Below are 26,424 nucleotides of genomic sequence, written 5' to 3'. Positions count from 1 at the left end.
GCCGACGGTCAGAGACCGCCGCTACAGAACGCCGACCGCCGCTACAGAAGCATTCGCTTTTCAGCGCGCGCCCCATAACCTTCCGGCGTGAAAAACAGTTGGGAAACCGTTTCTACGCAGACGGATTTTCGGAATGACCATCTCGAGGTGGTCACGGAGGAAATTCGAAGTCCGGCGCAGGAGAAGCCGAAACGCTGGACGGTCGTCCGGCGTAAACAGGCCGTCATCATTGCGCCGATGACGGCGGACGGAAGACTCATCCTGATTCGACAGGAACGCATTCCGGTGCGGGCGGCCATTTGGGAAGTGCCCGGCGGTCAGATCGACGAGAAAGGCGAACCCACCGCCGAGTCGATTGCCGAGGTCGCTCTCCGCGAATTGCGCGAAGAGACCGGCTTCGAGCTCAGTGAAGGCGGAAGTCTGATTTCGCTCGGCGATTATTTCACTTCGCCGGGCTTCACGGACGAGCGTGGCTATTTTTTTCTGGCCCGGCCAGTCCGGGAATGCGCCGCCGGCCATGCTCACGAGGAGTCGGAATCGATCCTGGATTGCCGGGCTTTCAGCGCTGAGGAATTGCGCCGGATGATTGAGAACAACGAGATTCGCGACGCGAACACGCTCGGAATTTGTGTCCGGCTTCTGGCCCGCGGCTTTCTTTCGTTTGAGCAACGTTGATTTGATCCGATGGCACTGCGAAACGTCTTCAAATTTCGAGACCTGCCGGAGAGTGAGACCTCCAAGCCGTTTCTGGAGCATCTCGAGGACCTGCGTTGGACGATCGTAAAAATGGCGATCACGCTCCTGGTGGCAATGGTGCTCTGTTTCGTCTTTCGGACCACGCTGGTGCAAATCACGCAGCGCCCGTTGCGGGAGATCGATTCGAGCATTGGCGCCTTGCGCGCTCTCGGCATCACCGATTCTTTCACGATCTCGTTTCGGCTCGCGTTTTATGCGGGCATCGTCGTCTCCTTCCCGCTCCTTCTTTATTTCCTGGCCGAGTTTGTTCTGCCCGCGCTGACCGCGATGGAGAAACGTTTCCTGTTTCCGGCCATTTTCGTCAGCTTCGGTTTATTCCTCACCGGCGTTCTCGTCGCGTATTACTGGCTGATGCCGAAAGCGATTCTGTTCTTTTTTAAGGACACCCAATCGCTCGGCTGGGCGCCGGCCTGGACGGTGCAGGAGTATTATTCCTTCGTTACGCGCTTCACGATCGGCTTTGGCCTGGCCTTCGAGCTGCCGGTAGCAGTGCTGGCGCTCGTCCGGTTTGGGCTGGTCACTTACGAATTCATGGCTCGGACGCGGCCTTATGCGATTGTCCTGATCTTTATTCTGGCCACCATCATCTGTCCCACGCCTGATGTCCTGACGATGGTCGCCATGGCGCTGCCGATGTGTCTCCTCTACGAGAGCTGCATCTGGATCACCTGGTTCATGCGGCGAAAAGCGGTGAAGACCGCGGAGGGACGATCATGATCACTTCGCTGGCCGGCTATCACTTGTTCTTTGGGAGCGTGGCTTTCCTGGTCGGCGCGGTCGTTGGTTCTTTTCTTAACGTCTGTATCTATCGGTTACCGCTCGATCTGTCGGTCAACGAACCACGAAGGTCGTTCTGTCCAGCCTGCAAGAAACAACTCGCCTGGTATCACAATGTGCCGCTTCTGAGCTGGCTCTTTTTGCGCGGTCGTTGCGCGTATTGCGGGACGCCCATCGCCTTTCGCTATTTCGCGGTCGAACTGCTGACCGCACTTCTGTTTCTTTGCGCCTGGAAAATGTTCCCATGGCAAATGGCGCTGGCCTACTGGGTGTTCGTTTCTCTTCTCATTGCCGGCACCTTCATCGACTTCGAGCATTTCATTATTCCCGACGAAATCACGATCGGCGGGACCGTGGCTGGAATTGTCGCCAGCTTTGCCGTTCCCGCGCTGATGTCGGTCGACGGGCGGGTGAAGGCCCTCCTGATTTCGGCCGGGTCCGCCCTCCTTGGTTACGCGGTTTTGTGGGTTGTCCTCGAGGCTGGCAAAAAGGTTTTTGGAAAAAAGAGGGTCCGGCTGGACGCGCCGACGTCCTTTACCTGGACGCGAAAAGGAGAAGACGCCGATTTCGTGGTGGGTGAAGAGCAGGGGTTGTGGAGCGATTATTTCTCACGCGAAACGGATCTTCTCATCCTGCATTGCAACGAAGCGATGATTGGCGATCGCCATCTCGGCCCGGCAGATCTTCGCTTCCATTACAATCGAGTGAAAATCGGCGACGAGGAGCTGGAGCTTGATAACCTTGATATGATTTCGGGGGTCGTTCGTGAACTGGAGATTCCCCGGGAAGCGATGGGTCGCGGCGACTTAAAATTCCTGGCGGCGATCGGCGCCTTTCTCGGCTGGCGCGCCGTTCTATTCAGCGTTTTCGCCGGCTCGCTCCTGGGTTCGTTTGTAGGTCTCGGGGCCCTGGTCATCGGGAGACGCGTCTGGTCGTCAAAGCTGCCGTTCGGCCCTTACCTGGCCTTTGGGGGCCTGGTCTGGATGTTCTTTGGCGAATCGCTTCTCCGCTGGTATACCGGGCTGCTCAACCCCTAGGCGCCCTACTGCCCGTTGTTCGCGCAGTAGGTGGCATGGATCGCCCGGCTGATCTCGGAGAGCCGGTCTTGAATTTGTTCCAGGTATTCGTGGAGACCGAATTTGAAAACATCGCCGATGGTGGCGTAATCGAGATCGTAACGGAGACGCCCGGATAGCCGTTCGGCTTCATTAGTGTATTTCGTTTCGGCGGAGCCGGAGATGTGATGCAGGGCCGCGTCGAAGTAATCGACGCTGAAACGAATCGACCGTGGGAAAGCGGAATGGGTAATGATGAACTCCGCCACCTTCCAGGGGGCGACCTGCCCGAAATAAATCTTTCGGTAGGCCTCGAGTGCGCTGCACGATCGCAGAACCGACATCCACTGGATGGTGTCGATGTTGCCTCCCACTTTTTCGCCGGAGGGAAGAAGGATGTGATATTTGATGTCGAGCAGGCGCGAGGTGCAGTCCGCCCGCTCCAGCAGTTTTCCGATCCGGATGAAGTCCCAGCCTTCGCCGTGGGTCATCGTGGCGTCGGTGATGCCTTGAAAAAGGTGCGAGCCGGTGACGATGCGCTTGAAAAACTCGTAGGGGCTCGTGCGCACGAGCTTTTTCGCCGTGTCGCTTTTCACAAAGAGGTAGAGGCGGTTGATCTGCTCCCACATTTCACTCGAGATTTGCTCGCTGGTCGTGCGTGCATTTTCCCGGGCGCGCGTCAGGCAGGACAGGATCGAATTCGGATTTTTCTTTTGCAGGCTCACGAAGTCGATCACGGCCTTGCCATCCGGGGTCGGATAAAGGGAGGCGAAGAGTTCATTTTCTTCGAGTGAGCTCACGATCGGGTCCCATTGCTGGTTGGGGTCTGCTTCGTGTTGATTGGTCAGGTCGAGCAGCATCTGGAGATTCACATCAGCGATGCGGGCGTTGTTCTCCGCCCGCTCGATGTAGCGGCTCATCCAATAAAGCGAATCGGCGACGCGGCTTAGCATGGCGGTGTCGCAGCGCGAGTGGAGTAATGGAGTATTGGAGGAATGGGGAAAGCGTTTTTCATTTCAGCAACACTCCATTACTCCACCAGTCCATTCCCCCGCTTCTCCAGAACCCAGGTGTCCTTGCTTCCGCCACCCTGGGATGAGTTGACGACCAGCGAGCCGGGGCGCAACGCCACCCGGGTGAGGCCTCCGGGAACAATCGTTACTTTCTCGCCGTAAAGGATGAAGGGTCGCAGGTCGATGTGACGCCCCTGCATGTTGTCGTCACAGAAGGAAGGGGCACGGGAGAGCGGAATGACTGGTTGCGCGATGTAGTTGCGCGGATTCTTGCGCACCTTTTCTCGAAAACGCTCGCATTCGGCCTTGGCCGCCTGCGGTCCGATGAGCATCCCATATCCGCCGCTCTCGTTCACGGCTTTCACCACCAGCTCCGGAAGGTGTTCGAGAATATAGGTCAGGTCCTCCTTAACCGAGGCGAGGTAAGTCTGAACGTTGGGCAGGAGCGGATCTTCGCTGAGGTAATAGCGAATCATCTTCGGGACGAAATGGTAAACGGCCTTGTCATCCGCGATGCCGGTCCCAATCGAATTGGCGAGACTGACATTGCCGTCGCGATAGGCCTCGACGATCCCGGGAACGCCGAGGCCCGAATCTTTTCGAAACACCCGGGGATCGAGAAAATCGTCATTGATCCGGCGATAGATTACGTCGACCTGCTGATGGCCCTTCGTCGTGCGCATGAAGACTTTGCCGTCTTGGGCAACGAGGTCCCGGCCTTCCACGATTTCAATTCCCATGGATCGGGCCAGAAAGGAATGCTCGAAATAAGCGGAGTTGTATACCCCTGGCGTGAGGAGCACGATAGTTGGCTCATGTTTCGCGCGGGGAGCGATGTAGCGCAGGACATTGAGCAATTCCTGGCTGTAATCCTCCACCGGGCGCACCCGATATTGAGCGAGCAGGCTGGGAAACGTGCGCTTCATCGCTTGCCGGTTCTCGATGACGTAGGAAACGCCGGACGGACAACGCGCGTTGTCTTCGAGGACAAGATATTTGCCTTCCTTGTCCCGGATCAAATCGGTCCCGCAAATGTGAATGTAAACGTTGCGGGGCACATCGAAGTGCATGAACTCCGGGCGGAAATGCGCGGCTTCCCAGACGATCTGCTTCGGGATCACGCCATCGCGCAGGATGTTTTGCTCGTGATAAATGTCGTGCAGGAAAAGATTGAGCGCCGTGATGCGCTGAACGAGACCACGCTCGATCAATTCCCATTCTTCAGCCGGAATGATCCGCGGAAGGAGGTCGAACGGGAAAATTCTCTCCGTTCCCTGGTCGTCGTTGTAGACCGTGAAAGTGACTCCCTGGGTGAGAAAGGCAGAGGCGGCCAGGTTGCGTTTTCGTTCGAACTCGTCGCGGTCCATTTCCTTGAACCGTGCGAATAATTTGCTGTAATGGGGCCGCGCCACGCCCGGCCCGGCAAACATCTCGTCGAAAAATTCCCCGACCTCGTAGTCGGAAAAGAAATCACCCATAAAATTAGTCTGGCAGTGCGATAATTCGAAGCAAATGGAAACCCTGAGAGGAAACGCGGCTGAACACGAAAATGCGTGTGCCCGGGTGGCCACTCAGTTTTCGCAGCGCTGGCTTCGCAATTATGTGCGCGGCAAACTCCGCCACGACCGAATCTACTCGACCGCCTACGACCTGTTGCGCCGCTCGAACGATCCCATCCTGGATGTCGGTTGCGGTGTCGGCCTGCTGGCCTTTTACCTCCGCGAACGCGCCTGCCGCCAGCCGGTTCTCGGGCTCGACCTGGATGCGCGCAAGATTCGCTGCGGAAGCCGGGTAGCCGAGGCCCATTATGACGATGTCGATCTTCGCCACCAGGATGTCCTGGGAAAAATCCCTGGTTTCTCCGGCAACGTCGCTCTGTTTGATGTGCTTCATTATTTGCCGCAGACGATGCAGAACACCCTCCTGTTGCATCTCGCTGATTGCGTTGCCCCGGGGGGCCTTTTGATCATTCGCGATTGTCCGCGGGAAAGCCGCCCGCGTTTCTGGATGACCTGGATCGCGGAAAAATTCGCGCAGGCGATTTCATGGAATCTGAACGTCTCCCTTCATTTTCCATCGCGAACCGGCATCAACGGCATTTTCAGCGAATCCGAATTCGAGCGCGAAAGCCGGCCGCTTTGGGGAACGTCGCCTTTTAACAATCACCTCTTCGTTTTTCGCCGGGTCTAACGCTGCAACTACCGCGCGGGCTTGGTGCGAAGCTGCTCAGGACGGGGGATGACACAGCGATAGCCACGCTCGGCCAGCCCATTCAGGGTCAACTCCAGGCAGCGTGGATTGAATTCGGGATCTTTTTCTACTCGGTGTCCTTCGTGGAGAAGAAGGATCGCGCCCGGTTTCGCCTCGCGCAGGACTCTGGCTGCCACCACCTCTGGATTGCGCCGGACCGTATCCAAGCCACGGACCGTCCAGCCGATTAGGGCGAGCCCGCGTCGCGCGAGCTCGGGGTGAACAAACAGGTTCTTCAAGCCGGCTGGTGCCCGAAACAGCCGCGCGGGACGATCCGGACCAGTGCGCAGCAGTTCCGCACAAAGATCGATTTCCGCCGCCACCCGGGCCGGGCCGGCTGCCCAAAACGTTCCGCTCGGGTGAGTGAAAGTGTGATTCGCCAGCTCATGACCGCGGGCCAGGATCTCGGTGAGCAAACGCGGATTTTTCTCCGCGTGCGCTCCGATGACGAAGAAAGTCGCGCGCGCCTCGAAGCGATCGAGCAGGTCCAGCATGGGGATGGTGTGCGCGGGCGACGGACCGTCGTCGATCGTGAGCCAGACCTCCTGCTCGCTGGTTTGAAACGATCGCATGACCGGACCCCACCACTGACAATTGGCCCGGAGAGTGGCGTAGAGAAGCAGTAGGTGAGAGAGAAAGATCGGAGCGAGCGCAAAGACAAGATTTGTCCGGACGAGGAAAAATCCAAGACAGGGCGCGATAAAGACGAACCCCAAGAGAACGCGGCGCGCCCAGCGCGAATTATTCTGCTCGATCACTGGTGTCATCGCGAAGGGCCAGGATGGCTGCCGCTATCAGGTTCATCACTACGGAGATCAACCACACCGCGGCCATCTCCGCCGGCCAGGAGCCGTTCTTGAGGAGAGAGCAAGCCATCGCTGACGCTGAAGTGACGAGAAGCACACTTTGCGCGCGGCGGATCGGGATTGTCTGAAGAATTCCGCATACGCGCAGGCAGCCGATAAGCAGGGAATTGACGTAAAGAACGACGAGCCAAAAGAGCCAGACAAGAAAGACCAGAACGGCCAGCAACAATGTTCGTTGCCAAAACTTCAGCGCCTCCGGCATGAACTGGGCGAAGAACAAATAGCTGATCAAATAGATCGCGATCCCCGCGAGGCAGGCTTCGCCCCAGTTGTTTTCCGCGCGTCGGGCATCGCCGCCCTTAAGGCTCGCCAGCAGACGGAGCAGCGAAAAATAAAAATGCGTCCTCGGCTTAGCGGCTTGGTTCATCGGGTGAAAAAATCGGGACAAAGGCGAACCATTGGTCCCAGGAGCGCGAGACGGTCTCTTCGAGGACTGCGCACCATTTCGTGACGGCGTCGGCAATGTCGGACTCCCGGGCGTGGCTGGTACGGAGGACGGCGATCGGTTCGTAGACGACGATCTGGTAGCTGCGATATCCCGACCTCGCGATGAAGAGGGGATAGATCGGCACCCCCGCCACCTGGGCCAAAACAAAGGGGCCGTTCGGAAGCCGCACATTTCTTCCGAAGAGCGAAGCGGAAACCTGGGCGACTTCGCCATCTACCCGGTCGCCCTGGATGGAAACGATTTCTCCGGCGCGCAGGGCATTGAGCAAATCGAAGGAGAGCAAGGCGCCGCTGGTGTTGTAATCGACCTTAACCGCTCCCGCGCCCGTCTGTTCCAGCGAAGTGCTGAGGTGTTGCGCCGTCTGGCGATCTGGTTCGGGCGCGCGCACCATTCTGATTTCGCGGTTGAATTTTGCGGCGAACAAGGCCGCGCCGAGATCGTAGTTTCCCATATGCGCGGTCAGGAGAATCGCGCTCGGGCTGGCGCCGAGTTGCTCCAGCCATTTTGCGCCGATGATCTCGTAGGCAAACTCTTCCCGGTTCGTTTTGTAGAGGGCGGCGTCGGTGATCGTCCAGGCGAAGTTCCAGAGAGTGCGAAAGGCGCGCAGGTAATTCATCGCCGGCGTGGAACTGGGCAGGATGGCCGCGAGGTTCGCGACGACGGCGCGCCGCGCCGGAGCGGCGAAAAAGAAAAAGAAGAGGGTGAAAAAGAAAACGTTAACCGGGTAAAAGTAGAACGGCAGATTGATGGTCGCCCAGTCGAGATATTTTCTCCAGAAAACGCCTTTGACGGCGAAGCGGCCGAGCCGGGTGGCGGAAGAGCGTTCCATCACGCGCCTCGCAGAGGCGCGGCCACAGTCTGCGGCGAGTTGGCGTAGAGCAAATCCGGGCGCTGCCTGCGCCCGCTGAAAATCAGCCGAAGATTTGTCAGTTCCGCCCGCCACCAATGGAAGAGGCCTTTTCGGATCAGCTTCCCGACGCGCCGGTCGGGTACGAACCCGTCGTACAGTTCGCGCCAGCCCGCGTTGTGCCTTCCATAACAGCCGGTCGCCAGCCGCCACTTCGCCAGCGTGACCAGACGCCGATTGTAGAACTTCATCATCCCAGCGAACGCACGGCCCGCCTTTCCCTCGAACGGAAGGTGAAGAAATTCTCGCTCAGGATCACGGTAAACCGGGATGACCAGGCCAATAAAGTAGGTCCCGACATCAAGAAGAAGGGCGGCGGCCATCAGTTCGGCGTCGCCCATGTAATAGTACTTATCCTTGTACAAGGTTTCGAACCAAAGCCGGTAGGTGATCGGGTATTGCTCGTTGTAATAATCCAGCGACTCCGCCACGTTCTCGCCGGCAAGATGGCGCGCCACTAGATCAGCGGCGAAGTAGCTCGTGTAGGAACAAAAATCGAGCCCGGGGCTGTAAAGCGGATCGATGAATCCGGCGGCATCCCCAACCGTTATCCAGCCCTCCCCGCAAACTTTTTCGGCCCAGTAGGGAAGCGCCGAATACGCGTGAACATCGTGCTCGATGATTTGGGCGCCGCCAAAAATCTCGGCGCCCACCGGATGGGAAAGGAGATGGGCACGAAGCCGCTCGCCGAGATTCGGACCCTCAGGCAGCTTGAAGATTCGCGAGTCGTAAACAAGCCCCGCGCTCACATCGCCGCCGCGTAGCGGAATGATCCAGCACCACCAGCCGTAACCCATCAGATGGTTGGTGGCCCAGTTCCGGCTCGTCCGGCAGGCGTTGGCGTAATCGCGAAATTTTTCCCGCCACTCGTAGCTGTCCCAGTCTTTTACCCCGGTGAGGCGCGCCCAGACGGCGTTGATGGGGTGCTCGGTGTTTTGGTGGAAGTGGCCGAGCTTGCGCGCCATCACGGCCGCGCGGCCGCTGGCATCCACGAGCCAGCGAGTGCTCACTGTCCGGCCGTCATAGGTCACATGGGACTCATGGGACCCAAGCTCGATGCTGCTCACTTTTGCGGGGCGCGCCAGCTCGCAGCCAGCTTCCACCGCCATATCCAGCATGTGCTGGTCGAGGGTGCTTCGGTCCACTTGGAAGGTCGGTAGCCGCGCCTGGTACTTCGCGCCCAGTTCCACGCAGTCGTCGAAGGGCTGGTCGGGACGGTTCGAGAACCACATGCGCAGGCCCTGCTTGGCCAGCTGGTGGTGGCCGAGATGATGGGTGAGTCCGAGCAGGCGGGTCATGTAGCAACTGCTCAGCTCCGTGGTCGACTCGCCGACTTTGCGGTCGAACTCGGACGTCTTCTCGATGATCAGGATGCGGGCCGCAGGATGCTTGCGTTTCAGCATCAGGGCCGTGGCGGAGCCGGAGAACGCCCCGCCCACGATCACGGCATCGTAGTCGCATTTCATCGCAGCGAAGATGATGGACTCTGCGCTTTCGGAACGCAATCGCGCGCTGTGGCCGCGGGGCGCTCAGTCGCCGCGCAAACCGCCGAAACGCCTCGACAGAGCGAGGCGGCTACAGACAAATAACGCCATGACCCCGCCGCGGCTCATCGACATGCATGTCCATATGGTCGGTAACGGCGTCGCCGGATCTGGAGGATGGCTTCGGTTAAACGGCTGGCATCGCTGGCTCGCCGGTTTCATGCTGCGTCAACTCGGGGTTCCCGCGGACGCTCTGGAAGGCGATCTCGAATCCATCTATTCCGAGATTTTGGCGAAACTTGTGCGCGAGTCTTCGATGGATGCCGTGGTGCTGCTCGCTCATGAGCGGGTCCACGATCCGGATGGAACGCCTCGCGAAGATCTCGGTTCCATGTTCGTCCCCAACGAGGTCGTGTTGGGACTGGCCAAAACCTTTCCTGAATTCCTTCCGGGCGTCTCGATTCATCCCGCGCGAAGGGATGCGCTCGATGAGCTCGATCGCTGTCTGGCCGGGGGCGCGGTCCTGATGAAATGTCTCCCCAACTGCCAGAACATTGATCCCTCCGACAGAAGTTATCGCGCGTTCTGGGAACGAATGGCCGCGGCCGGGCTCCCGCTTCTCGCGCACACCGGCGGCGAACACACTGTGCCGGTCGTCAACGCGGCGCTGGCCGATCCGGCTCTGCTTCGCTTTCCCCTGGAGTGCGGGGTGACCGTGATCGCCGCCCACTGCGGCACGAAGAGTGGCGCATTCGATCGCGATTACTTCGATACCTGGGTGGGAATGCTGCGCGAATTTCCAAACCTCTACGGCGACATCAGCGCCCTGGTTTCCCTGAATCGTTGCGGCCACTTACAAGACTGCTTGCGCGACGAAATCGAACCGCGGATTTTGCACGGCAGCGATTTTCCGGTGCCGGTCCTGGGCCATCGGATGTGGCTGCAAGGCTGGATCGACCGCGAAACGTTCCGGCGCTGCCAGCGCATTCCTAACTCGCTCGAACGCGATTGGCAGTTCAAACGCGCCCTCGGATTTTCCGATGAAACCGCGATGCGCGTGGCGAGTCTATTGGGTGGATCGCGCGCTCCGCCGCGCGATGGTTGCGACGCGGCCCCACTGCCATTATCGAGCGACGGAGCGCTCGATCCACCATGATACTTGCAAACGCACGCCTGGTTCTGCCTGATGGAATTCGCGAAGGCCTCGAGATCGTCGTCGAGGATGGAAAGATCGCCGAGATCCGAAAAGAGTCGCCTGCGGCGGAGACGATCAATCTCCGTGGAAACTATCTCGCGCCGGGATTCATCGACATGCATATCCACGGCGCCCTGGGCCGCGACACGATGGAGGCGAAGCCCAAAGCGTTTGAGACAATTTGCGATTATCACGCCTCCGGTGGCACGACATCGCTATTGCTGACCACGGTCACCGCGCCGGTGGCGGAGATCGTCGACGTGCTTAAGGCAGTCCGCCTGGCTCGCAACGACTTCAGGCAAATCGCCGGGGTTCACGTTGAAGGACCGTTCATCTCGAAGACGCGGGCCGGCGCGCAACGTGCCGAATTCATTCGCGATCCGGAAACGCACCTTGTCGACCAGCTGCTGCAGTTTGCCGACCTGATTAAGGTCATGACGATCGCCCCGGAGTTGCCCGGCGCGCTCGCCCTCATCGATCGGCTGCGCCTGCACAAGATCGTCGTCAGCGGCGGGCACAGCGACGCTACGGATATTGAGGCGCGCGCCGCGGCGGAATACGGCATGCGGCAGGTCACGCACACGTTCAACGCGATGTCTTCCGCGCAACGCCAGGGAATTTATCGCCAGGCTGGTCTGCTCGAGTTCGCCTTAAGCGAACCGGACATCGGCTGCGAGCTCATTGCCGATGGTCACCATGTTTCGCCGACGTTAATGAAGATGCTTTACCGGGCCAAAGCTCCGCAGGGTATTTGCCTCGTCACGGACGCGACGGCTGGCGCCGGGCTGGCGGCCGGCACGGAGTTCACTCTTTCGGGGCGCCGCTGCGTGGTGGGGGACGGCGTTTGTCTCCTGTCGGATCGTTCCGCCCTGGCCGGGAGTGCGTCGCGCATGATCGATCTGGTGCGGGTGATGGTGAACCAGGTTGGCGTTCCGCTTCACGAAGCGGTGGCAATGGCGACGGCAAACCCGGCGCGGGTTTTGGGATTGAGCGCCAAAGGGAAGCTTAAAGTTGGCGCCGGTGCCGACTTCGTCATTTTTTCGCGCGACCTCGAAGTGCGGCGGACGTTGCTCGCCGGCGAGCGCATTTATAAGAACGAAAAATTGTAGGAAAGCGCCCCACGCATGGCTCGTTAGATGCAGTCGTTGCGAGCGCCAACTAAAGAGACAACCGCCCTTGCTGATCGTCGTCCTGTCGCTCGGCCAGGAACTGCTTTGAGAGCCGGTTCCAAAGAAACCACAGTGGGGTCATATCCCAATTCCACTGGTCATGTAGTATTTCTTTCCGTTTCAGCCACGTTCTGAACTCTGCATCATATTTTGCGAGCTTTTCTGATTCTCTTCTGTTCGGCCGTTGGTGTGTCTTCCCTTCCTCCCGTTGCCAGCCGTGATCAACATCCTTCGCATCTGCCTCCTGTTCTTCTCTCTCTTCGTCGGCTTCGCGATGGCATCGCCCCTTACACACGACTTCGTACACCTCCTCCGGATAGTCCCAGGGCAAGCGGCCGTAGTCGTAGTAACTATGATGCACCGCGAGGCGTCCGCCCTTTCGTCCGCACCTATTGCAGCGAGGCGAGCGTCTTATGATTTCTTCTCTCTTCTTCCTCCACTCGGGCCGCCTTAGAAGTTTTGGGTAGTCGTATTTCTCTTCGGATTCCATTGCAGTTGGGCGAACTATATCGCATGTTGTTTGCCACACATACTTCGTCGTGAACGAATGAGATCCTCTACATCGCGTTAGGCCTCTAAACGTCGCCTGCTATGCTTTGGGACGTGTTTATCAGCCATGCAAGGGAGGATAAGGAAAGTGTCGCTCGTCCACTCGCCACATTGCTAAAGGAGAAGGGTCTCCGCGTCTGGCTTGATGAGCAGCAACTGAAAGTTGGTGACTCGCTGAGCGCAAAGATTAATGACGGATTAGCATTCTCGCGCTTCGGCATTGTTATTCTGAGTCCCGCTTTCTTCCGGAAAGACTATCCGCAACGAGAGCTGCAAAGTTTATTGAGCCGGCAAACATCCCGAGAACGTTATATCCTTCCGGTGCTGCATGATCTAGAGCACTCCGAACTCAAGAAGCGAGTTCCGCTGATAGCCGATCTTCTCGCCATTTCCACAGAAGGAGGTCTGGACGCCGTGGCAAACGAATTGAGACGCTCAGCGATTGACGACGTAACGCCCAGTGATTCATCCGCTACTCCGCGATATTTTTCGGCATTCGCCTTTCCGGATCGTCTGCTGCCGGAAGCCATTGGCGCAATTTCATCCCTCGAACTGCCGCACACATGGCCACATTTAGAGCCTGCGAGAGACATGTCGAACCCAACAATATGGATGGGCACCGACGCTGAGGTGATGGTCACACTATGTTTCTATCTTTACGCCCCTATCGTCCATTTTGGTCGCTTGCGTTATGCCCTCGAACGGACGCTTTCAACCCTCTCCATTCCTGAGCGAGTTCGCTTCGGACTTTTGGATTCATCGCTACGAGCGCTGGGAGAGGATTCTGCCATAGCTGCCGCTGAACCCGCGCTCCGATATGCACCTCGATGCTCGGATTGGCGCCAAAAGAGAGCTGTCACCCCACAACAGTTTTGGTGGCAGGGACTGACTTTGGAGCGCTTTGAGAAAGCCGCTCCTTTGTTCTACAGCAGCGGCGACATCGCGGCAGAGCCCGATCTGCATCATTTTCGGAGTGCATATGCAGCAGGATACGGTTCGTGTGGACAGGCTCAACAGACGCTCGGGCTGCTTGCCAACCCCTTATATGGGTTTACACCGAAGTCGCGACCTGTTTATTGGAGATTATTGATGCTATGGAAGTGCCTTTACGTGTTTCTCAATGGCTTTCGCACGAGCCAAGCTGAGAACACAACAACAGAGGAAGTGTTATCGGGTTCGTTCATTTCCTCTCCGGAGCAATTAGCGGTGACACCCGACTCCGCACTACCCGAATCCCCTGATTCGACTGTCAGCGCGCTTTTCCAATACTACAATGAGTTCATTCGTCCAAGAATGCGGACGTATCTTGTCTCGGTACAAGCCAAGGCCTGACGCTACCCTCATTAGAGGGAGAGCAGAAAATTCGCGATGTCGAGGGAGGCGATGGGGGGTGGCTTACGCCATCTCGCGGTTCGTTGAGCCGTCCGGTGAGATGTTGTGCGTTGCATCAGGAATCGTGCGGCATTAAAATGCGCGCCGTGGACGCCATTGCGGAAAAGCTGGACGCGAAGCTGACCAACTGGAAACCAGAAATCTCGAACGAAGTGCGCGCACTCGTCTCGGACGTGATCGACGCTGCTGACAACGGTGTCCTAGACCTGACGCGCTCTCGCGCAGTCGAGCAGGAAGTGCTGGACCAGCTAGATGAACCGGGCGCGGCGCCCGAGGGTCGCTAACGCGAAGGGCGGTTTGGAAAGCGCCCCTCCTTGAGCACGCATTGCTCGTTAGAGCGACAGCAGAAAATTCGCGATGTCGAGCGACGCGGTCGGTCTGCCAAGCTGGCTGATGTTCGCGGACCATTCCCGCCATTGGGCAGCGTCGTTCGCGAAGGCGTTTTGGATGGCGGAGATCACGGCGGCGTTAGTGAGCGCAACCGTGCCGGATTTGGTTTCCATGATGTAGCGGGCGTTGCCTTCTTCCTGCCCGGGGATGACGTGGTTGACGATAATTGGGCAGCCGGCCGACATCGCCTCCTGGACGGTTGCGCCGCCGGCTTTGCTGATGACGAGATGGTTCGCGCGTAAGAGGCGCGGCAGCTCGTCGCTCCACGCGACCGCTTCAAATTCCTGCGTCACAGTCCGGCGGATTTTGTCCACGGAGACTTTCAACCCGGCGTTACGGCCGACCGTGACGGTCAACTGGATCTCGGGCAAATGGGCGAGCTGGCGGACGAGTTCCGGCGCAGACGCGTTCGCGGAATTGATGATGTAAAGAACGCGCCGGCCATTTTCGCCGGACGGCGGAGGTCGGACCTCGGTGAGCTCGGCGAAGATCGGACTGACCGGAAAGCCAAAAGCTTTGACTTTCTCCGCCAGAATCCCGGCCCGGAGCAACACCTCGGCGCTCACTTCGTTCGGCAGGAAAAAATAATCGGCGCTGCACTGGTACCAGATTGCGTTAACGCTGATCGAATCCGTGATAACGACCACTCGTTTGTGCTGCGGCGCGCCTTCCCAGCCAAGAAGCTCGTCGAGCATATGAGAATAGGCCGGGTAAACCGAGATGATCACCTCCGGCTGGAGCCGATCGAGCAGGCGGCGCAGGTAGTTTTTCAGGGTGAAGAAGACTCGAAAATCGCCGGCAAATTTTTTCTGGCGATCGAGCCAGCGATAGATTACGCCCCAGACTTGGGGCGTGCGATTGATCATCGCCATGTAGGCGACCCGCGCCCAATCGTTCACCACCCCGTAGGTCTCGGCGAAAAGATCGTGCAACTCGACGTGGACGTCGTCGGGCGCGATCTTGCGGAGGCCGTCGCGAATGCCGCGAGCGGCGCTGTTGTGTCCCTCGCCGTAGCCGGCGGTCAGGATGAGAATATTTTTCAAGAATTGTCAGCGTTGGCGGAATTTTAAATCGTAGGGCAAGCGCACCGCTTGCCGGGCAGCGGGTGGCAACCGGATCGCTTGCCCTACAATTCCTCCGCCCCGCACGGCTACGGCGGGAAAGTTTAATGGATATTTGCCTCCGGCAAAGTAAAGTTCCGCGGGCATGAGATTTCTCAGGTTCGCGGGCAGAATTTTCCGGCGCTTGGTTTACGAGACGGCCATGGATACGACCACGGGTTTGGCCGCCCAGATGGCGTACCAATTTCTTTTCACGCTCGCGCCTGGGCTGCTCTTCCTCTGGCATTTGCTCAGCCTTTTCGGCACCGATCCGGCCAAGCTCAATCAGATGCTCAACATCCTGAAGAATTTCCTTCCGGCCGACCCGAAAGTGCAGGAGATCATCGATTCGCTGGTGGCCAATATCGTGGTTACCGGCTCGACCGGCACGCTCGTGAACGTCGGGATTTTCTTCGGGATCTGGCTTGGCACGCTGTTCATCTCCACCATCTCGCATGCTCTCAGCCGCACGCATGGCGTGGTGGAGGATCGCAACTGGTGGTCGAAATACATCATCGCGTTCTTCCTCGTTTTCTGGTTCGGAATCACCATCCTCTTTTGTTTTAACGCGATGGTTTTCGGCGAGACGCTGGCCGGCATTGCCGAAGTGAATTTTCAGCTCACCGTCCCGCTCCAGGAATGGGTCGCGTTCCTGAGCCTTCCGTTGACGGCCCTGGCGCTGGTGGGTCTCGCCCTCGCCCTTTACCTCCTGACCCCCGAGAATTACCTGACCATTCGCCAGGCCCTGCCCGGGGCTATTTTCTTCTCCATCGGCTGGATCCTGGTCACGAAGCTTTTTCAGTTCTACGTCGCGAAGTACGATCGCTATAACCCAACGTATATGGCCCTGGCCTCCATCATTGTCCTGATGACCTGGATGTATCTGACCTGTCTCCTTTTGCTGTTGGGCGGGAAATTGAACGCGATTCTTCGGCGGGAACGGGAGCGGGCCCGGGCCGCGCGCGCGACGGAGGCCGTGCCGCAGCCCGCTTGATTCCGAAATCTTTCGCGAGTTGACCCCGAAAGCGTTCGGGGTTGATCACCCATGCCTCTCTGTTACGCTCGCCTGCCGTGATCCGACTTCGCGTTTTTCTGGGCATCGCCCTGGCCCTCGGCGCCATTCTCGGCTCTCTGGTCCGTGCCCAATTGACCGACGAAGAAAAAAAGAAGCAGGCCTCCAAGGCGCGGGAAGAAATGCGGGCAGTCGCTTCGCCGACGCCCAAAGAAAAGACCGAGGCGAAGGCCAAACCCAAACCGGCGAAGCGGAAGTCGAAGACTAACAAGAAGGCGGCTGCGAAACCGAAAGCAAAGCCAACCGAAACGCCCGAGCCAACCAAGACACCGCGGCCAAAGAAAAGCCCGGCAGCCGACGAGGACGAATCACCGACGCCCAAACCGAAAGCAAAATCTGAAAGCAAGAAAAGCGGTGAGGATGAGGACGTAACTCCGAAGCCGAAGCGAAGTCCGAAACCCGACGCGACTGAAACGCCGGAGCCGGCGAAGTCGCCGGCCAGCAAAAAGAGTCCCAAGCCGGAAGCCGACAAGACCCCGGCGCCAAAGAAGAAAGCGGACTCGGAAAAACCCACGCCAAAGGCAAAGCAGTCCGAGAAAGCCGAGCCCCCTAAAACTCCGACTCCAGCGCCGGCCGCTCCAAAGCCGAGCGTCCAACCGGTTCATCCGCCGTCGTCGGAGCCGCCACCGGTGCCGCGGCCGGCTCCACGTCCATCGTCAAGGCCGCCGGTGCCTCCGAGCTCACTCCCTTCCGACATCACGGTGGAAAAATCGGGCCTCGAACAAGAGCAAGGCTTCGCACCCCCACCGCCTCCGCCGCCGCGCCGTGGGATTTGGCCCTTTTCGCGGCAACCCTCAAATTACCATTATCTTACCAGCGCGAACATCGAGGCAATCCGGCGGGCCCCGGTGCAACGAGCGCGCTGGAAATTCATCATCGTCCACAACAGCGGAACCCGGCAGGGGAGCGCGCGGGTTTTCGATTATTATCATCGGCACGTGCGGCGGATGCGGAATGGGTTGGCCTACCATTTCGTGATCGGCAACGGGACCTCGACGCGCAACGGCCAGATCGAAATCGGCGATCGTTGGGTGCGGCAAATGCGGGGCGGACATGTGCACAGCGATTACATGAACAATATCGGGCTTGGCATTTGCCTCGTTGGCGATTTCAACCGCGACCAGCCCACCCGCGCCCAACTTGAAGCGTGCGATGAATTGATCCGCTATCTTCAGGAACGTTGCGGCGCGAAAATGCAGGTGCGCCCGCACCGCGAAGTGAATCCGCCCCGCTGGGCGACGGATTGTCCCGGCGACGTTTTTCCTTACGGCTGGTTCGGCCGATTCCGGTAGCCTTTTTTTCCCTCGGGGAGGGGATTTATCAGGCTTTGCGGAAACGCGCGGCCATTTGCACGAGCAGTTTCTTTTTTAACCCGCCCGGCAACAATCCAGTGACACCTTCCGCCAGTGAAACCACGCCTCGCGGTAAAATCTTCAAGAGCCCTTCCGTTTTCATGTGGCCGGCAGTTAACGGATTCGTGAAAAGCGCGATCTTATCGAGCGTCAGTCCGGCGCGCCGAGCAAGCGGCTCGATCTCATCGGTGTGGAGGAGGAAAATGTGGCCGTCGGCGTTTGGCTTGAATTGGACCGATTCAAAGACGGCGGGGTCGGCGCATTCTGAAAATTTCGGCAACGTGTTTTTGAAGTAGCCGCCGTTGGGAGTGGTCATCACAACGTAACCGCCCGGCTTCACCAGCGCCGCCGCTTTGACCAGGAAATCGTCCGGATGGGCGACATGCTCGATGATTTCCGTAATGAGGACCGCATCGAAGAGGGAAGGGAACCCAAGCTCGAACGCATTGCCGGGAGCAAAATGGATCTGGCCGCGCTCGTGTTTGCTTCGGACATAATCCGCCAATTCGGTGCGGAGATCGTTCCAGGTCACTTCAAAACCGAGCTCGGCGAGCGCGAGCGAAAAATTTCCCTGGGCCGCCGCGATATCGAGAACGCTCGCGCCCGGCGAAAGAACTTCCGAGATAAGACGGAGCGTTTCGCGCCGGCGCTTCTCGTAAGCGTAGGCGTAGCCGTAGTGCGAGATCTCCCCATAGATTTCGCTGCGGTCGTAGAAGTAGGAATCCTTCCACGACTGTGGCCACTCTGGCTGAGGCTCGGTGCGCTTCATGTTGTAGCGACGGCGCTCTGTCGCCGTTTCAAAGCGTGTAAGCAAGCGGCGCGCTCGGACGCCGACCGAGCGGCGTCGCTACAACCGCTGAGCTGCTGCGGGGTTCCGTGAAATTTCTTCATCCATTGCCAAGCCCAAAAGCGTAGCGGATAGAACACGCTCGTTTTTATGACGCCGGTAAAAATTTGGTTGGGCTATCCATATCCGCTCGGAGCGACCTGGCTCGGCAACGGGGTGAATTTCGCGATTTTCTCCGAGAACGCCACCTCCGTCGACCTCTGCCTGTTCGACAATATCGACGCGCCCCAGGAAAACATTCGCATCCCGATGACGGAACAGACAGACCAGGTCTGGCACGTCTTTCTGCCCGACGTCCGGCCGGGGCAGCTCTACGGTTTTCGTGTTTATGGGCCCTACGATCCCGAGCGCGGGATGCGTTTCAATAGCTCGAAACTGCTGATCGATCCGTATGCGAAGGCGATCGCCGGCCAGGTCAATTGGGCGGATGAGATGTTTGGGTATGTGGTCGGCGGCGCCGGGGAAGATTTGACGCGCGATTTTCGGGATGACGCCTGGGGCATTCCGAAAGCAGCGGTAATCGATCATGCGTTTGATTGGGGCAACGACAAGCGGCCCGGGACCCCGTTGCACAGCTCGATCATTTACGAGACGCATGTGAAGGGATTCACCAAGCTTTGTCCCGACGTGCCGCAGGAATTGCGCGGCACCTATGCGGGATTAGGCAGCGCGGCAGCGATCAAGTATCTCAAGAACCTTGGGGTCACCGCGGTGGAATTGCTCCCGGTGCATCACCACATCGACGACAAGATTTTAGTCGACCGCGGGCTGGTCAATTACTGGGGCTACAACACCATTGGGTTCTTCGCGCCGGAGGCCAAGTATTCCAGCAGCGGGATGATGGGCGAACAGGTCTCCGAGTTCAAAGGCATGGTGCGCAATCTCCACGCGGCGGGGATCGAAGTAATCCTCGACGTGGTCTACAATCATACGGCGGAAGGCAATCATCTCGGGCCAACGCTGAGTTTTCGTGGCGTCGATAATCCAGCCTATTACCGCCTCGCGCCGGCCGATCCGCGGCTTTACATGGATTTCACCGGCACCGGGAACACGTTCAATCTGCTCCATCCGCGCACGCTCCAGCTGGTCATGGATAGCCTGCGCTACTGGGTCAACGACATGCATGTCGACGGGTTCCGGTTCGATCTCGCCTCGACTCTGGCGCGCGATGACAAGGGAGTGAACAAGCTGCATGCCTTCTTCGAGATCATTCACCAGGACCCGGTTCTCTCGCAGGTGAAGTTAATCGCGGAGCCGTGGGATGTCGGTGAAGGTGGATATCAGGTCGGGAACTTTCCGGTGTTATGGGCGGAGTGGAACGGGAAGTACCGTGATGAAGTGCGCCGTTTTTGGAAAGGCGACGAGGGACGCATCGGCGAGATTGCCTATCGACTGACGGGGAGCCCGGACCTGTACCAGCACAGCGGGCGCCGGCCGTATGCCAGCATCAATTTTGTCACGGCGCACGACGGGTTCACGCTCAACGACCTGGTCAGCTACAATGACAAACACAACGAAGCCAACGGCGAGGACAACCGGGACGGAGACAATAACAACAACTCCTGGAACTGCGGCGCCGAAGGACCGACAGACAATCCTGAGATCAATCAATTGCGCGCGCGGCAACGGCGGAATTTCCTGACGACCCTGTTTTTGTCGCAAGGTGTCCCGATGCTCCTGGCCGGCGACGAATGGGCCCGGACCCAGAATGGAAACAACAATACGTATTGCCAGGACAACGAGCTGAACTGGCTCGCGTGGGAACACAATGAAGAGCAGAAGGCGCTTCTCGATTTCACGAAGAAATTGATCGAGCTCCGCCGCGATCATCCGGTCTTCCGGCGGCCAAAATTTTTCCAGGGCCGCAGAATTCGCGGTTCGGAAATCCGGGACGTCATGTGGTTCAATCCGGGCGGAAATGAAATGAGCGACGAGGAATGGATGTCGCCTTTTGTCCGATGTATCGGGGTGCTCCTGAGTGGTGATACGATCGACGTCCTCAATTTCGAAGGCGAACCGATCCGCGACGAGACGTTTTTGCTCCTGATCAACGCTCATCATGAGCCGCTCAATTTTGTCCTCCCGGGCGAGGAACAAATCGAGTGGCGCCTTATTCTCGACACCGCGGAAGACCACGGCTTCCTGCCCGAACCGGTGAACGTTCCCTCGGGCGACGACGTGGAAGTGATTGGCCGGGGGTTGAAACTATTGAAGTTGGCCACAGGCGGGCAGGCGCAGGCCCGCCATGAATCGTGGAAGAAACGACAGGTAGAATTGCCGCGCGACCCGGGGCCGGGGGCTGCCGGCTCGAAACCGCCGCCATTGCCCGGGGCGCCTTACCATCCGGTGGAATAAGAATGATTCGCGCCGTCATTTTCGATCTCGACGGGACCCTCGTCGATTCCAACGAACTTCATGTTCGGGCCTGGCAGGAAACCTTTCGCCACTTCGGGAAGGAGATCCCGATCGAGCGGCTCCGCGAACAAATTGGAAAGGGCGGCGATCAATATTTGCCTGAGTTTTTGACCGAAATGGAGATGCGCGAGTTTGGTCCGCAGGTGGATGAATACCGCGGCGAGCTCTTCAAGAAAAAATATCTGCCCGAAGTCCGGCCGTTTCCAAAGGTGCGGGAGTTAGTCGATCGCGTCCGCCGTGATGGAAAGAAGATCGCGCTCGCTTCCTCCGGCAAGGAAGACGAAGTCCGGCATCACGAAAAAATCGCCGGGATCGATGGATTGGCCGATTCGCGTGTGACCGCCGATCAAGTGCCCCATTCCAAACCGAAGCCGGACGTTTTCGTCTCGGCCTTGCGCGCGCTCGGCCATCTATTGCCGGAAGAGGTCATCGCGATCGGGGACACGCCTTACGATATTGAAGCCGCGAAGAAAATCGGGCTCCCCATCATCGGACTTCTTTGCGGCGGTTTTGCAGAGGATGTTCTCCGCGACGAAGGCGCGGCCGCAATTTTCCGCGACCCCGCCGACCTGCTCGATAGATATTATCAATCCCCGCTGGCCGGCTAATGGAGCCGGCACGCCTCCGTGCCGGGGAGGGGAAATCCAAGTTTCACGAGCGCGCTTCCGCGGTGACAAACGAATCATTAGAGCAAGCAAAGTCCCCAAATTCTGCGAAACCATTGTTAGCAACATGACACCGACATCTCTCATTATCGTTACGGACCGCGGATCATTGAAGGCCTACAAGGTGAACGACACACCGACCCGCGGCCCGAGCCTGCAATTGGTCCAGGCCTTTGACACGACCGATGCTCACGGACGTTACATGGACAAGATGACCGACCAGGCCGGCGCTTTCCCGAGTGGCGCGGCGCCGGGGCAAAATTCCATCGCCGAGCGGACCGGGATCGAGAATGAAAACGACCGGCGGATCTGCCGGCAACTGGCGGACAGCATCGTCGAAGTCGTAGAGCGCGAAGGCCAGGTGGGCTGGTCCTTTGCCGCGCCGGCTTCCATTCATGCTGCCGTGGTCGAGCTCCTTCCTCCGGGGGTGCGCGACCGCATCGTCGAGCATGTAAAATCGGATTTGGTGAAAATCGAGCTGGCGAAATTGCCCGGACATTTTCGATCGTTACAGCCGCGATAGGGATGACGACTTTTGTAGTCGCCCTTTATTGATCGGAACCTTTAGATTTAGCGACCACGCTTTATGCAACTACCCGTCAACATCACCTACCGCGGCGTCGACAAGACCGACGCCATCGACCAATTCGTCCTGGAAAAAGCGGCGCGCCTGGAAAAGTTCTGCGACCACATTAACCGGTGCGACGTGGCTATCGAGCAGCCGAACCATGCCCATCAAAAGGGGAATCCTTTCCGGGTCCGGATCGACGTCACCGTTCCACCGGGGCACGAGTTGGTCGCCGACGAAAAGGGTATGGATAACGGCTCCTACGCCCCGCTCACCAAAGTGATCCACGACGCGTTCAAAACCATGGAGCGCGAACTTCGGCGCGTAGTCGAGAAACAGCGCCACGAAGTAAAGACCCACGCCGACGCGCGCTCGCCGAAATAGGCGGGCCGATTTCGTTTGCTGTCGCGACAGGTTACGTTGGGCGCGCGCTGGTTGCGTCCGACCGTGACGCCCAAAAAGCATCGACAACCGTCCCAAATTGCGCCTTAATGGGTTGGAGGGAACCCTGTGAACCACACCCGCTTGGAAAATTGTCCAATCGGCCCCCATGCAGCCACGCGCATTTTCACTCTTGCGTTGCTCGCGCTCGTTTTCTCTCTAGCGCAAACCACCGCCGAAGTCCGAACGGATTCGGCGGCCGGCAGCAGCGAATACGGCTATGCGAGGGTAACCTACACTACCGGCAGCGGTGTCACCGTGAGCCAGTTCAGGTACGGAAACTACTACTACGATGGGGACGGCCTTCCAGGTCACCAGTTTTTCAATCAAAACGCCTTCATAGACTTGAGCCCCGTCGCGTCCCACGGCACGGCAGACCTGGCCCATGGCGTTGTCAGCGCTGACGCGGCCGTCGGCGAGGCCAATCAAAACGTCAACACGGGCAACGCATCAAGTAAGAGCCAGGTCTTGGACACGGTTACCTTCAGCAATTCCACTGGTCAGCCCGCTACGATCACGGTCGATTGGAAGGTCGAAGGCTCGCTCACTGCCACCCCGGGCTCGACTGCATGCCACGCCGATTATCAAACTGAGCTCCGCCTCGATGGCCCAGGCCTGACCGCGATTTTCGGCGGCTCCGCGTATCTGGACAACAATCCAAGTCATGCCGCTACCAGTACCAGCGCCACCGGCTGGGAAACTTCATCTGTCCAGCCTTTCAACCAAGGCTATGGCGGAGCTGATTTTAGCGGGACCGTTACGGTTCCACCCGGCGGCCTGACATTCTCCCTTAGCGCGTATGTTTTCGCTGAAGCCCAGGGCGACCGTCCTGCTGTGTCCAACTTCGGGAACACCACTGCTCTTACTTTCACCCTTCCGCAAGGCGTCTCCTTTACCTCTACCGACGGCATCCTCAGCGCCGGATCGCGCCTGGCGAATATTTCGACGCGGGCCCGCGTTGTAGGCGGAGACAACGTCTCCATCGCGGGATTCATTGTCACCGGGAATGTGCCGAAGAAGGTGATTGTCCTCGGCATCGGGCCCTCCCTCGCCGGGTTCGTGCCCAACCCGCTCCCTAACCCCACTCTCCAACTGAATCGCGATAACACGGTTCTGACCACAAACGACGATTGGAAAGATAGTCAGCAAACCGAAATTCAAAACAGCGGACTCGCGCCGACAAACAACCTGGAATCCGCCATTATCCGAACTCTCGATCCCGGCAGTTACACCGCCGTTCTTTCGGACAAAAACAACGCGGCTGGGATTGGGGTTGTCCAGGTTTACGATTTGGACACAGGCGCTGACGCGAAGCTGGCGAACATCAGCACCCGCGCCTTTATCGAGTCAGGCGATAATGTCCTCTTTGCGGGAATTATCGGCGGTGGAAACGGCAGCCAGCCCAAAGTCGTGATCACGGGCCGCGGCCCGAGTCTCGTTCCCTTCGGCGTGCCGAACGCCATTCCCGATCCGTTCCTGGAATTGCACGATAAAAACGGCGCGTTGATCGCCTCGAACAACGATTGGCAAACCGACCAGCAAGCCGCAATTGCCGCGACTGGCGTCGCACCGACGAACCCTAGGGAATCCGCACTACTGGTGACCTTGGTGCCGGGAGACAGCTACACCGCGATTGTTAAAGACGCCACTAACGTGTCTGGCGTTGCCTTGGTCCAGGTCTATCACTTGCAATAGCGATCCGGGCCTTGACGATTTTTCGAACGAGCGGAGCTGCGGCGCCTGGTTGAAAAACAACGTCACGAAGTCAAGACCCACGCCGACTCACGCTCGCCGAAATAACGAGAATTCCATTTCGGGAGCTTGAGGCTGGCGATGGCCTCGTTGTTCCTATTTGAGGCCTTCCAGGACTTTGGCGGCGGTGCCGCGGCCAGCCAGGGTCCATTTGTCGCCGAATGTCGAAGTCAGATCCAGGTATTCCCGCAACGCGGCGCGAGCTTCTGTTTTCCGGCCAAATTCCGCATAGAGCATTCCGAGACGCAGGAACACGGCTTTGGATTCCGGCAGACGTTCGCGCGTAGCCTGCGCTCGCGCCGACTCCAGTTCCTGCAGGGCCTGCTCCTTTTGACCATTTTGATAAAGAGCGCCGGCCAAATTGACGGTGAGCGAGGCCGAGAACATCGGAAGTTTGGAACGCGCCTCGAGATAGTTTTTTGCGGCGGACTGAAAATCCTTTTGCTCGCTGTAAACGAAACCGAGCGCCACATAAGCCTGATAGAAGGCGTAGAAATCGATCTTGTCCAAAGCGAGGCCGGTTACCGTTTTGAGGTCCCGTTCCGCGTCAGCGTATCGCCGCGTTCCTAACAGGGCTCGTCCACGGTCGAGAAGGGCGCGCGGCCGGCTTTGTTTGGCGATGGAAATATCGAATTCTTTTACCGCTTCTTCATATCGCCCCGTTTGCAGCAAAGCGGCGCCGTACTGCCCGGTGGTAAACGCCGAAGTATCGTAGGCCTTGGCTGATTCCCAAAGCGAGAGCTCGGTGGCCCAGGCGCGGTTGTACAGGAACGTCCGGATAGAGAGCAGCGAAGCCAGGGCAACGCCCGCAATCAAGACCGTTCGTTCCGCGATGAATTTCGCCGCGAGAGGCACGATCAACATCAGAATCCCGAGCAAGGGGAGGCCAAGATAGCGATCGTGAACGAGCTGATCGGGGTTGAACACAGTCGCGTTCATCGCCGGCACCAGCGGCAGCAGGAACAACGCGGCCGCGAGCCGTGTCTTGGGATCGTTTTTTACGACGAAAAAGAGCGCGGCCAATGCGGCCAGCGAAATACTCAGGGGAATAACGAAGTTCGCCACTCCGATGTAGGCCACCGGTGCGAGCGGATAATTGCACGCCATCCACAAAGGGAAAAAAGCCTGGCGCAGATAGAAGGCGAACATGGATGGCACGGACAGGACTGCTTCCCGCAGCCCAACGGCGCCTTCCGGCAATTGCGAAAATCCGCCCAGGACTATCCAGCGCAGGATGAAGTAAATCGCGGCGACGGCTCCAAGGAGGAGCAGCGGTCCCGGCACGTTTGGCTGGGTCGCCTTCTTTTTCTTTTTTGGCGTGCCGGTGAGAACGAAATAATAGATCGGCAGGCAGATGATCCCGATCTCTTTTGCGCCCAGGGCGATTGCGTAAAGCAAGGTCGCGAGCAGAAGGTGTTTGTTTTTTTTGCTCTCGGCAAAGGAGCGAGCGAACCAAAGCGAACCGAGAAACGCCAGGGCGAAAAGGAGATTCGGTACTCCTGAAACCCAGGCGACCGTCTCGACCTGGACTGGATGTACGGCAAAGATCAAAGCGATCACAAACGCGATCGGCGCCGAATATTCCCAACGCCGGAGCGAGGCGAAGGCCAGCAAACAGACGCCGGCATGAAGAATCAGATTCGTCACGTGCCACCCCAGCGGGCTCAACCCGAAGAGCCGGAAATTAATGATCTGCCAGGCGGTAAACGTTGGTCGCCAGTAATTGCTGGTGACCACCGACCCGTCACCCTTGAACGCCCACACATCAGAGGTGAGCGCCTTCCAGATCTGTGCGTTGTCCTGGATCAGGGTATTTTGAACGACCTGCCGCGTGTCGTCATAAACGAATTCGCCGCCGAGCGAATTGGCGAAGACGAGGACGCAGACCGCTAAAATGGCGATGGCCCAAAGAGATTCGTTACGCCATCTCATGCCTGTTTCTGGGCGTCGTCGCCCAGCGC

At 58.5% G+C, this 26,424-nt stretch carries 25 protein-coding genes; 15 read left to right on the top strand and 10 right to left on the bottom strand.

The window, feature by feature from the left end; all coding sequences use genetic code 11:
- Positions 1-87 precede the first annotated feature (87 nt).
- The 3 genes from VJU77_19795 to VJU77_19785 are packed head-to-tail and all read left to right on the top strand — an operon-like array spanning position 88 to position 2,570.
- Positions 88-675, top strand: a complete 588-nt coding sequence (locus VJU77_19795; protein ID HKP05604.1) for an NUDIX hydrolase — start codon at positions 88-90, stop codon at positions 673-675.
- Between the two features lie 9 nt (positions 676-684).
- The gene (gene tatC, locus VJU77_19790; protein ID HKP05603.1) at positions 685-1,473 is read left to right on the top strand and encodes a twin-arginine translocase subunit TatC; all 789 of its coding nucleotides are present in this window, start codon (positions 685-687) and stop codon (positions 1,471-1,473) included.
- Positions 1,392-2,570: a prepilin peptidase gene (locus tag VJU77_19785; GenBank protein HKP05602.1), complete on the top strand. Its 1,179-nt coding sequence runs from the start codon at positions 1,392-1,394 to the stop codon at positions 2,568-2,570. Before tatC ends, VJU77_19785 begins: the two co-directional genes overlap by 82 nt.
- 5 nt (positions 2,571-2,575) lie before the next feature.
- On the opposite strand, the gene VJU77_19780 is transcribed toward VJU77_19785, so the two are convergent.
- Positions 2,576-3,541: an alpha-E domain-containing protein gene (locus tag VJU77_19780; protein HKP05601.1), complete on the bottom strand. Its 966-nt coding sequence runs from the start codon at positions 3,539-3,541 to the stop codon at positions 2,576-2,578.
- Between the two features lie 77 nt (positions 3,542-3,618).
- The gene (locus VJU77_19775; GenBank protein HKP05600.1) at positions 3,619-5,079 is read right to left on the bottom strand and encodes a circularly permuted type 2 ATP-grasp protein; all 1,461 of its coding nucleotides are present in this window, start codon (positions 5,077-5,079) and stop codon (positions 3,619-3,621) included.
- Between the two features lie 34 nt (positions 5,080-5,113).
- On the opposite strand from VJU77_19775, the gene VJU77_19770 reads away from it, so the two are divergent.
- On the top strand, positions 5,114-5,791 hold the full coding sequence (locus tag VJU77_19770; GenBank protein ID HKP05599.1) for a class I SAM-dependent methyltransferase: 678 nt from the start codon (positions 5,114-5,116) through the stop codon (positions 5,789-5,791).
- Between the two features lie 8 nt (positions 5,792-5,799).
- On the opposite strand, the gene VJU77_19765 is transcribed toward VJU77_19770, so the two are convergent.
- The 4 genes from VJU77_19765 to VJU77_19750 are packed head-to-tail and all read right to left on the bottom strand — an operon-like array spanning position 5,800 to position 9,538.
- Positions 5,800-6,618, bottom strand: a complete 819-nt coding sequence (locus VJU77_19765) for a polysaccharide deacetylase family protein (protein ID HKP05598.1) — start codon at positions 6,616-6,618, stop codon at positions 5,800-5,802.
- Positions 6,593-7,084, bottom strand: coding sequence for a hypothetical protein (locus tag VJU77_19760; GenBank protein ID HKP05597.1), 492 nt, complete (start codon positions 7,082-7,084; stop codon positions 6,593-6,595). Before VJU77_19760 ends, VJU77_19765 begins: the two co-directional genes overlap by 26 nt.
- The gene (locus VJU77_19755; protein HKP05596.1) at positions 7,068-7,994 is read right to left on the bottom strand and encodes a lysophospholipid acyltransferase family protein; all 927 of its coding nucleotides are present in this window, start codon (positions 7,992-7,994) and stop codon (positions 7,068-7,070) included. The genes VJU77_19760 and VJU77_19755 overlap by 17 nt, the downstream gene beginning before the upstream one ends.
- On the bottom strand, positions 7,994-9,538 hold the full coding sequence (locus VJU77_19750; GenBank protein HKP05595.1) for an NAD(P)/FAD-dependent oxidoreductase: 1,545 nt from the start codon (positions 9,536-9,538) through the stop codon (positions 7,994-7,996). The genes VJU77_19755 and VJU77_19750 overlap by 1 nt, the downstream gene beginning before the upstream one ends.
- A 127-nt stretch (positions 9,539-9,665) precedes the next feature.
- On the opposite strand from VJU77_19750, the gene VJU77_19745 reads away from it, so the two are divergent.
- Together VJU77_19745 and nagA are read left to right on the top strand one after the other, a co-directional pair.
- The gene (locus tag VJU77_19745; protein ID HKP05594.1) at positions 9,666-10,712 is read left to right on the top strand and encodes an amidohydrolase family protein; all 1,047 of its coding nucleotides are present in this window, start codon (positions 9,666-9,668) and stop codon (positions 10,710-10,712) included.
- A complete protein-coding gene (gene nagA, locus VJU77_19740) occupies positions 10,709-11,860 on the top strand; it encodes an N-acetylglucosamine-6-phosphate deacetylase (protein ID HKP05593.1) in 1,152 nt (383 codons plus the stop codon). Before VJU77_19745 ends, nagA begins: the two co-directional genes overlap by 4 nt.
- Positions 11,861-11,909: 49 nt before the next feature.
- Here the strand turns inward: nagA and VJU77_19735 are convergent, their stop codons facing one another.
- Positions 11,910-12,281 carry a hypothetical protein gene (locus VJU77_19735; GenBank protein ID HKP05592.1) on the bottom strand — a complete coding sequence of 124 codons (372 nt, stop codon included), beginning with the start codon at positions 12,279-12,281 and terminating at the stop codon, positions 11,910-11,912.
- 230 nt (positions 12,282-12,511) lie between these two features.
- Between VJU77_19735 and VJU77_19730 the strand changes: the two genes are divergently transcribed.
- Together VJU77_19730 and VJU77_19725 are read left to right on the top strand one after the other, a co-directional pair.
- On the top strand, positions 12,512-13,801 hold the full coding sequence (locus tag VJU77_19730) for a toll/interleukin-1 receptor domain-containing protein (protein HKP05591.1): 1,290 nt from the start codon (positions 12,512-12,514) through the stop codon (positions 13,799-13,801).
- 137 nt (positions 13,802-13,938) lie between these two features.
- On the top strand, positions 13,939-14,145 hold the full coding sequence (locus tag VJU77_19725; GenBank protein ID HKP05590.1) for a hypothetical protein: 207 nt from the start codon (positions 13,939-13,941) through the stop codon (positions 14,143-14,145).
- A gap of 48 nt (positions 14,146-14,193) precedes the next feature.
- Here the strand turns inward: VJU77_19725 and VJU77_19720 are convergent, their stop codons facing one another.
- On the bottom strand, positions 14,194-15,294 hold the full coding sequence (locus VJU77_19720) for a glycosyltransferase (GenBank protein ID HKP05589.1): 1,101 nt from the start codon (positions 15,292-15,294) through the stop codon (positions 14,194-14,196).
- Positions 15,295-15,457: 163 nt separating this feature from the next.
- Here VJU77_19720 and VJU77_19715 point away from each other — a divergent pair, with 163 nt between their 5' ends.
- Positions 15,458-16,345 (top strand): YihY/virulence factor BrkB family protein, encoded by an 888-nt coding sequence (locus VJU77_19715; protein HKP05588.1) that lies wholly within the window; start codon positions 15,458-15,460, stop codon positions 16,343-16,345.
- Between the two features lie 77 nt (positions 16,346-16,422).
- Positions 16,423-17,715: an N-acetylmuramoyl-L-alanine amidase gene (locus tag VJU77_19710; GenBank protein ID HKP05587.1), complete on the top strand. Its 1,293-nt coding sequence runs from the start codon at positions 16,423-16,425 to the stop codon at positions 17,713-17,715.
- A 28-nt stretch (positions 17,716-17,743) separates the two neighbouring features.
- On the opposite strand, the gene VJU77_19705 is transcribed toward VJU77_19710, so the two are convergent.
- The gene (locus VJU77_19705; GenBank protein ID HKP05586.1) at positions 17,744-18,544 is read right to left on the bottom strand and encodes a methyltransferase domain-containing protein; all 801 of its coding nucleotides are present in this window, start codon (positions 18,542-18,544) and stop codon (positions 17,744-17,746) included.
- 168 nt (positions 18,545-18,712) lie between these two features.
- Between VJU77_19705 and glgX the strand changes: the two genes are divergently transcribed.
- From glgX to VJU77_19680, 5 genes are all read left to right on the top strand, one after another.
- Complete coding sequence (glgX, locus tag VJU77_19700) at positions 18,713-20,977, top strand: glycogen debranching protein GlgX (GenBank protein HKP05585.1); 2,265 nt, start codon at positions 18,713-18,715, stop codon at positions 20,975-20,977.
- Positions 20,978-20,979: 2 nt separating this feature from the next.
- Positions 20,980-21,645, top strand: coding sequence for an HAD family phosphatase (locus VJU77_19695; GenBank protein ID HKP05584.1), 666 nt, complete (start codon positions 20,980-20,982; stop codon positions 21,643-21,645).
- 124 nt (positions 21,646-21,769) lie between these two features.
- On the top strand, positions 21,770-22,225 hold the full coding sequence (locus VJU77_19690; GenBank protein ID HKP05583.1) for a host attachment protein: 456 nt from the start codon (positions 21,770-21,772) through the stop codon (positions 22,223-22,225).
- Positions 22,226-22,288: 63 nt separating this feature from the next.
- Complete coding sequence (locus VJU77_19685; protein HKP05582.1) at positions 22,289-22,654, top strand: HPF/RaiA family ribosome-associated protein; 366 nt, start codon at positions 22,289-22,291, stop codon at positions 22,652-22,654.
- A gap of 141 nt (positions 22,655-22,795) precedes the next feature.
- A complete protein-coding gene (locus VJU77_19680) occupies positions 22,796-24,406 on the top strand; it encodes a hypothetical protein (GenBank protein HKP05581.1) in 1,611 nt (536 codons plus the stop codon).
- Positions 24,407-24,559: 153 nt separating this feature from the next.
- Here the strand turns inward: VJU77_19680 and VJU77_19675 are convergent, their stop codons facing one another.
- Positions 24,560-26,395: a tetratricopeptide repeat protein gene (locus tag VJU77_19675; protein ID HKP05580.1), complete on the bottom strand. Its 1,836-nt coding sequence runs from the start codon at positions 26,393-26,395 to the stop codon at positions 24,560-24,562.
- Positions 26,396-26,424 lie beyond the last annotated feature (29 nt).

This window comes from Chthoniobacterales bacterium (genome assembly GCA_035274845.1).
In the GTDB taxonomy this organism is placed as follows: domain Bacteria; phylum Verrucomicrobiota; class Verrucomicrobiia; order Chthoniobacterales; family UBA10450; genus AV80.
The sequence above is the reverse complement of the archived record's forward strand: the minus strand, read 5'-3'. Positions and strand labels throughout refer to the sequence as shown.

Coding starts and splice junctions, on each gene's coding strand:
- tatC (HKP05603.1), top strand. CDS start 685: ATGGCACTGCGAAACGTCTTCAAATTTCGAGACCTGCCGGAGAGTGAG.
- VJU77_19780 (HKP05601.1), bottom strand. CDS start 3,541: ATGCTAAGCCGCGTCGCCGATTCGCTTTATTGGATGAGCCGCTACATC.
- VJU77_19775 (HKP05600.1), bottom strand. CDS start 5,079: ATGGGTGATTTCTTTTCCGACTACGAGGTCGGGGAATTTTTCGACGAG.
- VJU77_19770 (HKP05599.1), top strand. CDS start 5,114: ATGGAAACCCTGAGAGGAAACGCGGCTGAACACGAAAATGCGTGTGCC.
- VJU77_19765 (HKP05598.1), bottom strand. CDS start 6,618: ATGACACCAGTGATCGAGCAGAATAATTCGCGCTGGGCGCGCCGCGTT.
- VJU77_19760 (HKP05597.1), bottom strand. CDS start 7,084: ATGAACCAAGCCGCTAAGCCGAGGACGCATTTTTATTTTTCGCTGCTC.
- VJU77_19755 (HKP05596.1), bottom strand. CDS start 7,994: ATGGAACGCTCTTCCGCCACCCGGCTCGGCCGCTTCGCCGTCAAAGGC.
- VJU77_19750 (HKP05595.1), bottom strand. CDS start 9,538: ATGAAATGCGACTACGATGCCGTGATCGTGGGCGGGGCGTTCTCCGGC.
- VJU77_19745 (HKP05594.1), top strand. CDS start 9,666: ATGACCCCGCCGCGGCTCATCGACATGCATGTCCATATGGTCGGTAAC.
- nagA (HKP05593.1), top strand. CDS start 10,709: ATGATACTTGCAAACGCACGCCTGGTTCTGCCTGATGGAATTCGCGAA.
- VJU77_19730 (HKP05591.1), top strand. CDS start 12,512: ATGCTTTGGGACGTGTTTATCAGCCATGCAAGGGAGGATAAGGAAAGT.
- VJU77_19725 (HKP05590.1), top strand. CDS start 13,939: ATGCGCGCCGTGGACGCCATTGCGGAAAAGCTGGACGCGAAGCTGACC.
- VJU77_19715 (HKP05588.1), top strand. CDS start 15,458: ATGAGATTTCTCAGGTTCGCGGGCAGAATTTTCCGGCGCTTGGTTTAC.
- VJU77_19705 (HKP05586.1), bottom strand. CDS start 18,544: ATGAAGCGCACCGAGCCTCAGCCAGAGTGGCCACAGTCGTGGAAGGAT.
- glgX (HKP05585.1), top strand. CDS start 18,713: ATGACGCCGGTAAAAATTTGGTTGGGCTATCCATATCCGCTCGGAGCG.
- VJU77_19695 (HKP05584.1), top strand. CDS start 20,980: ATGATTCGCGCCGTCATTTTCGATCTCGACGGGACCCTCGTCGATTCC.
- VJU77_19690 (HKP05583.1), top strand. CDS start 21,770: ATGACACCGACATCTCTCATTATCGTTACGGACCGCGGATCATTGAAG.
- VJU77_19685 (HKP05582.1), top strand. CDS start 22,289: ATGCAACTACCCGTCAACATCACCTACCGCGGCGTCGACAAGACCGAC.
- VJU77_19675 (HKP05580.1), bottom strand. CDS start 26,395: ATGAGATGGCGTAACGAATCTCTTTGGGCCATCGCCATTTTAGCGGTC.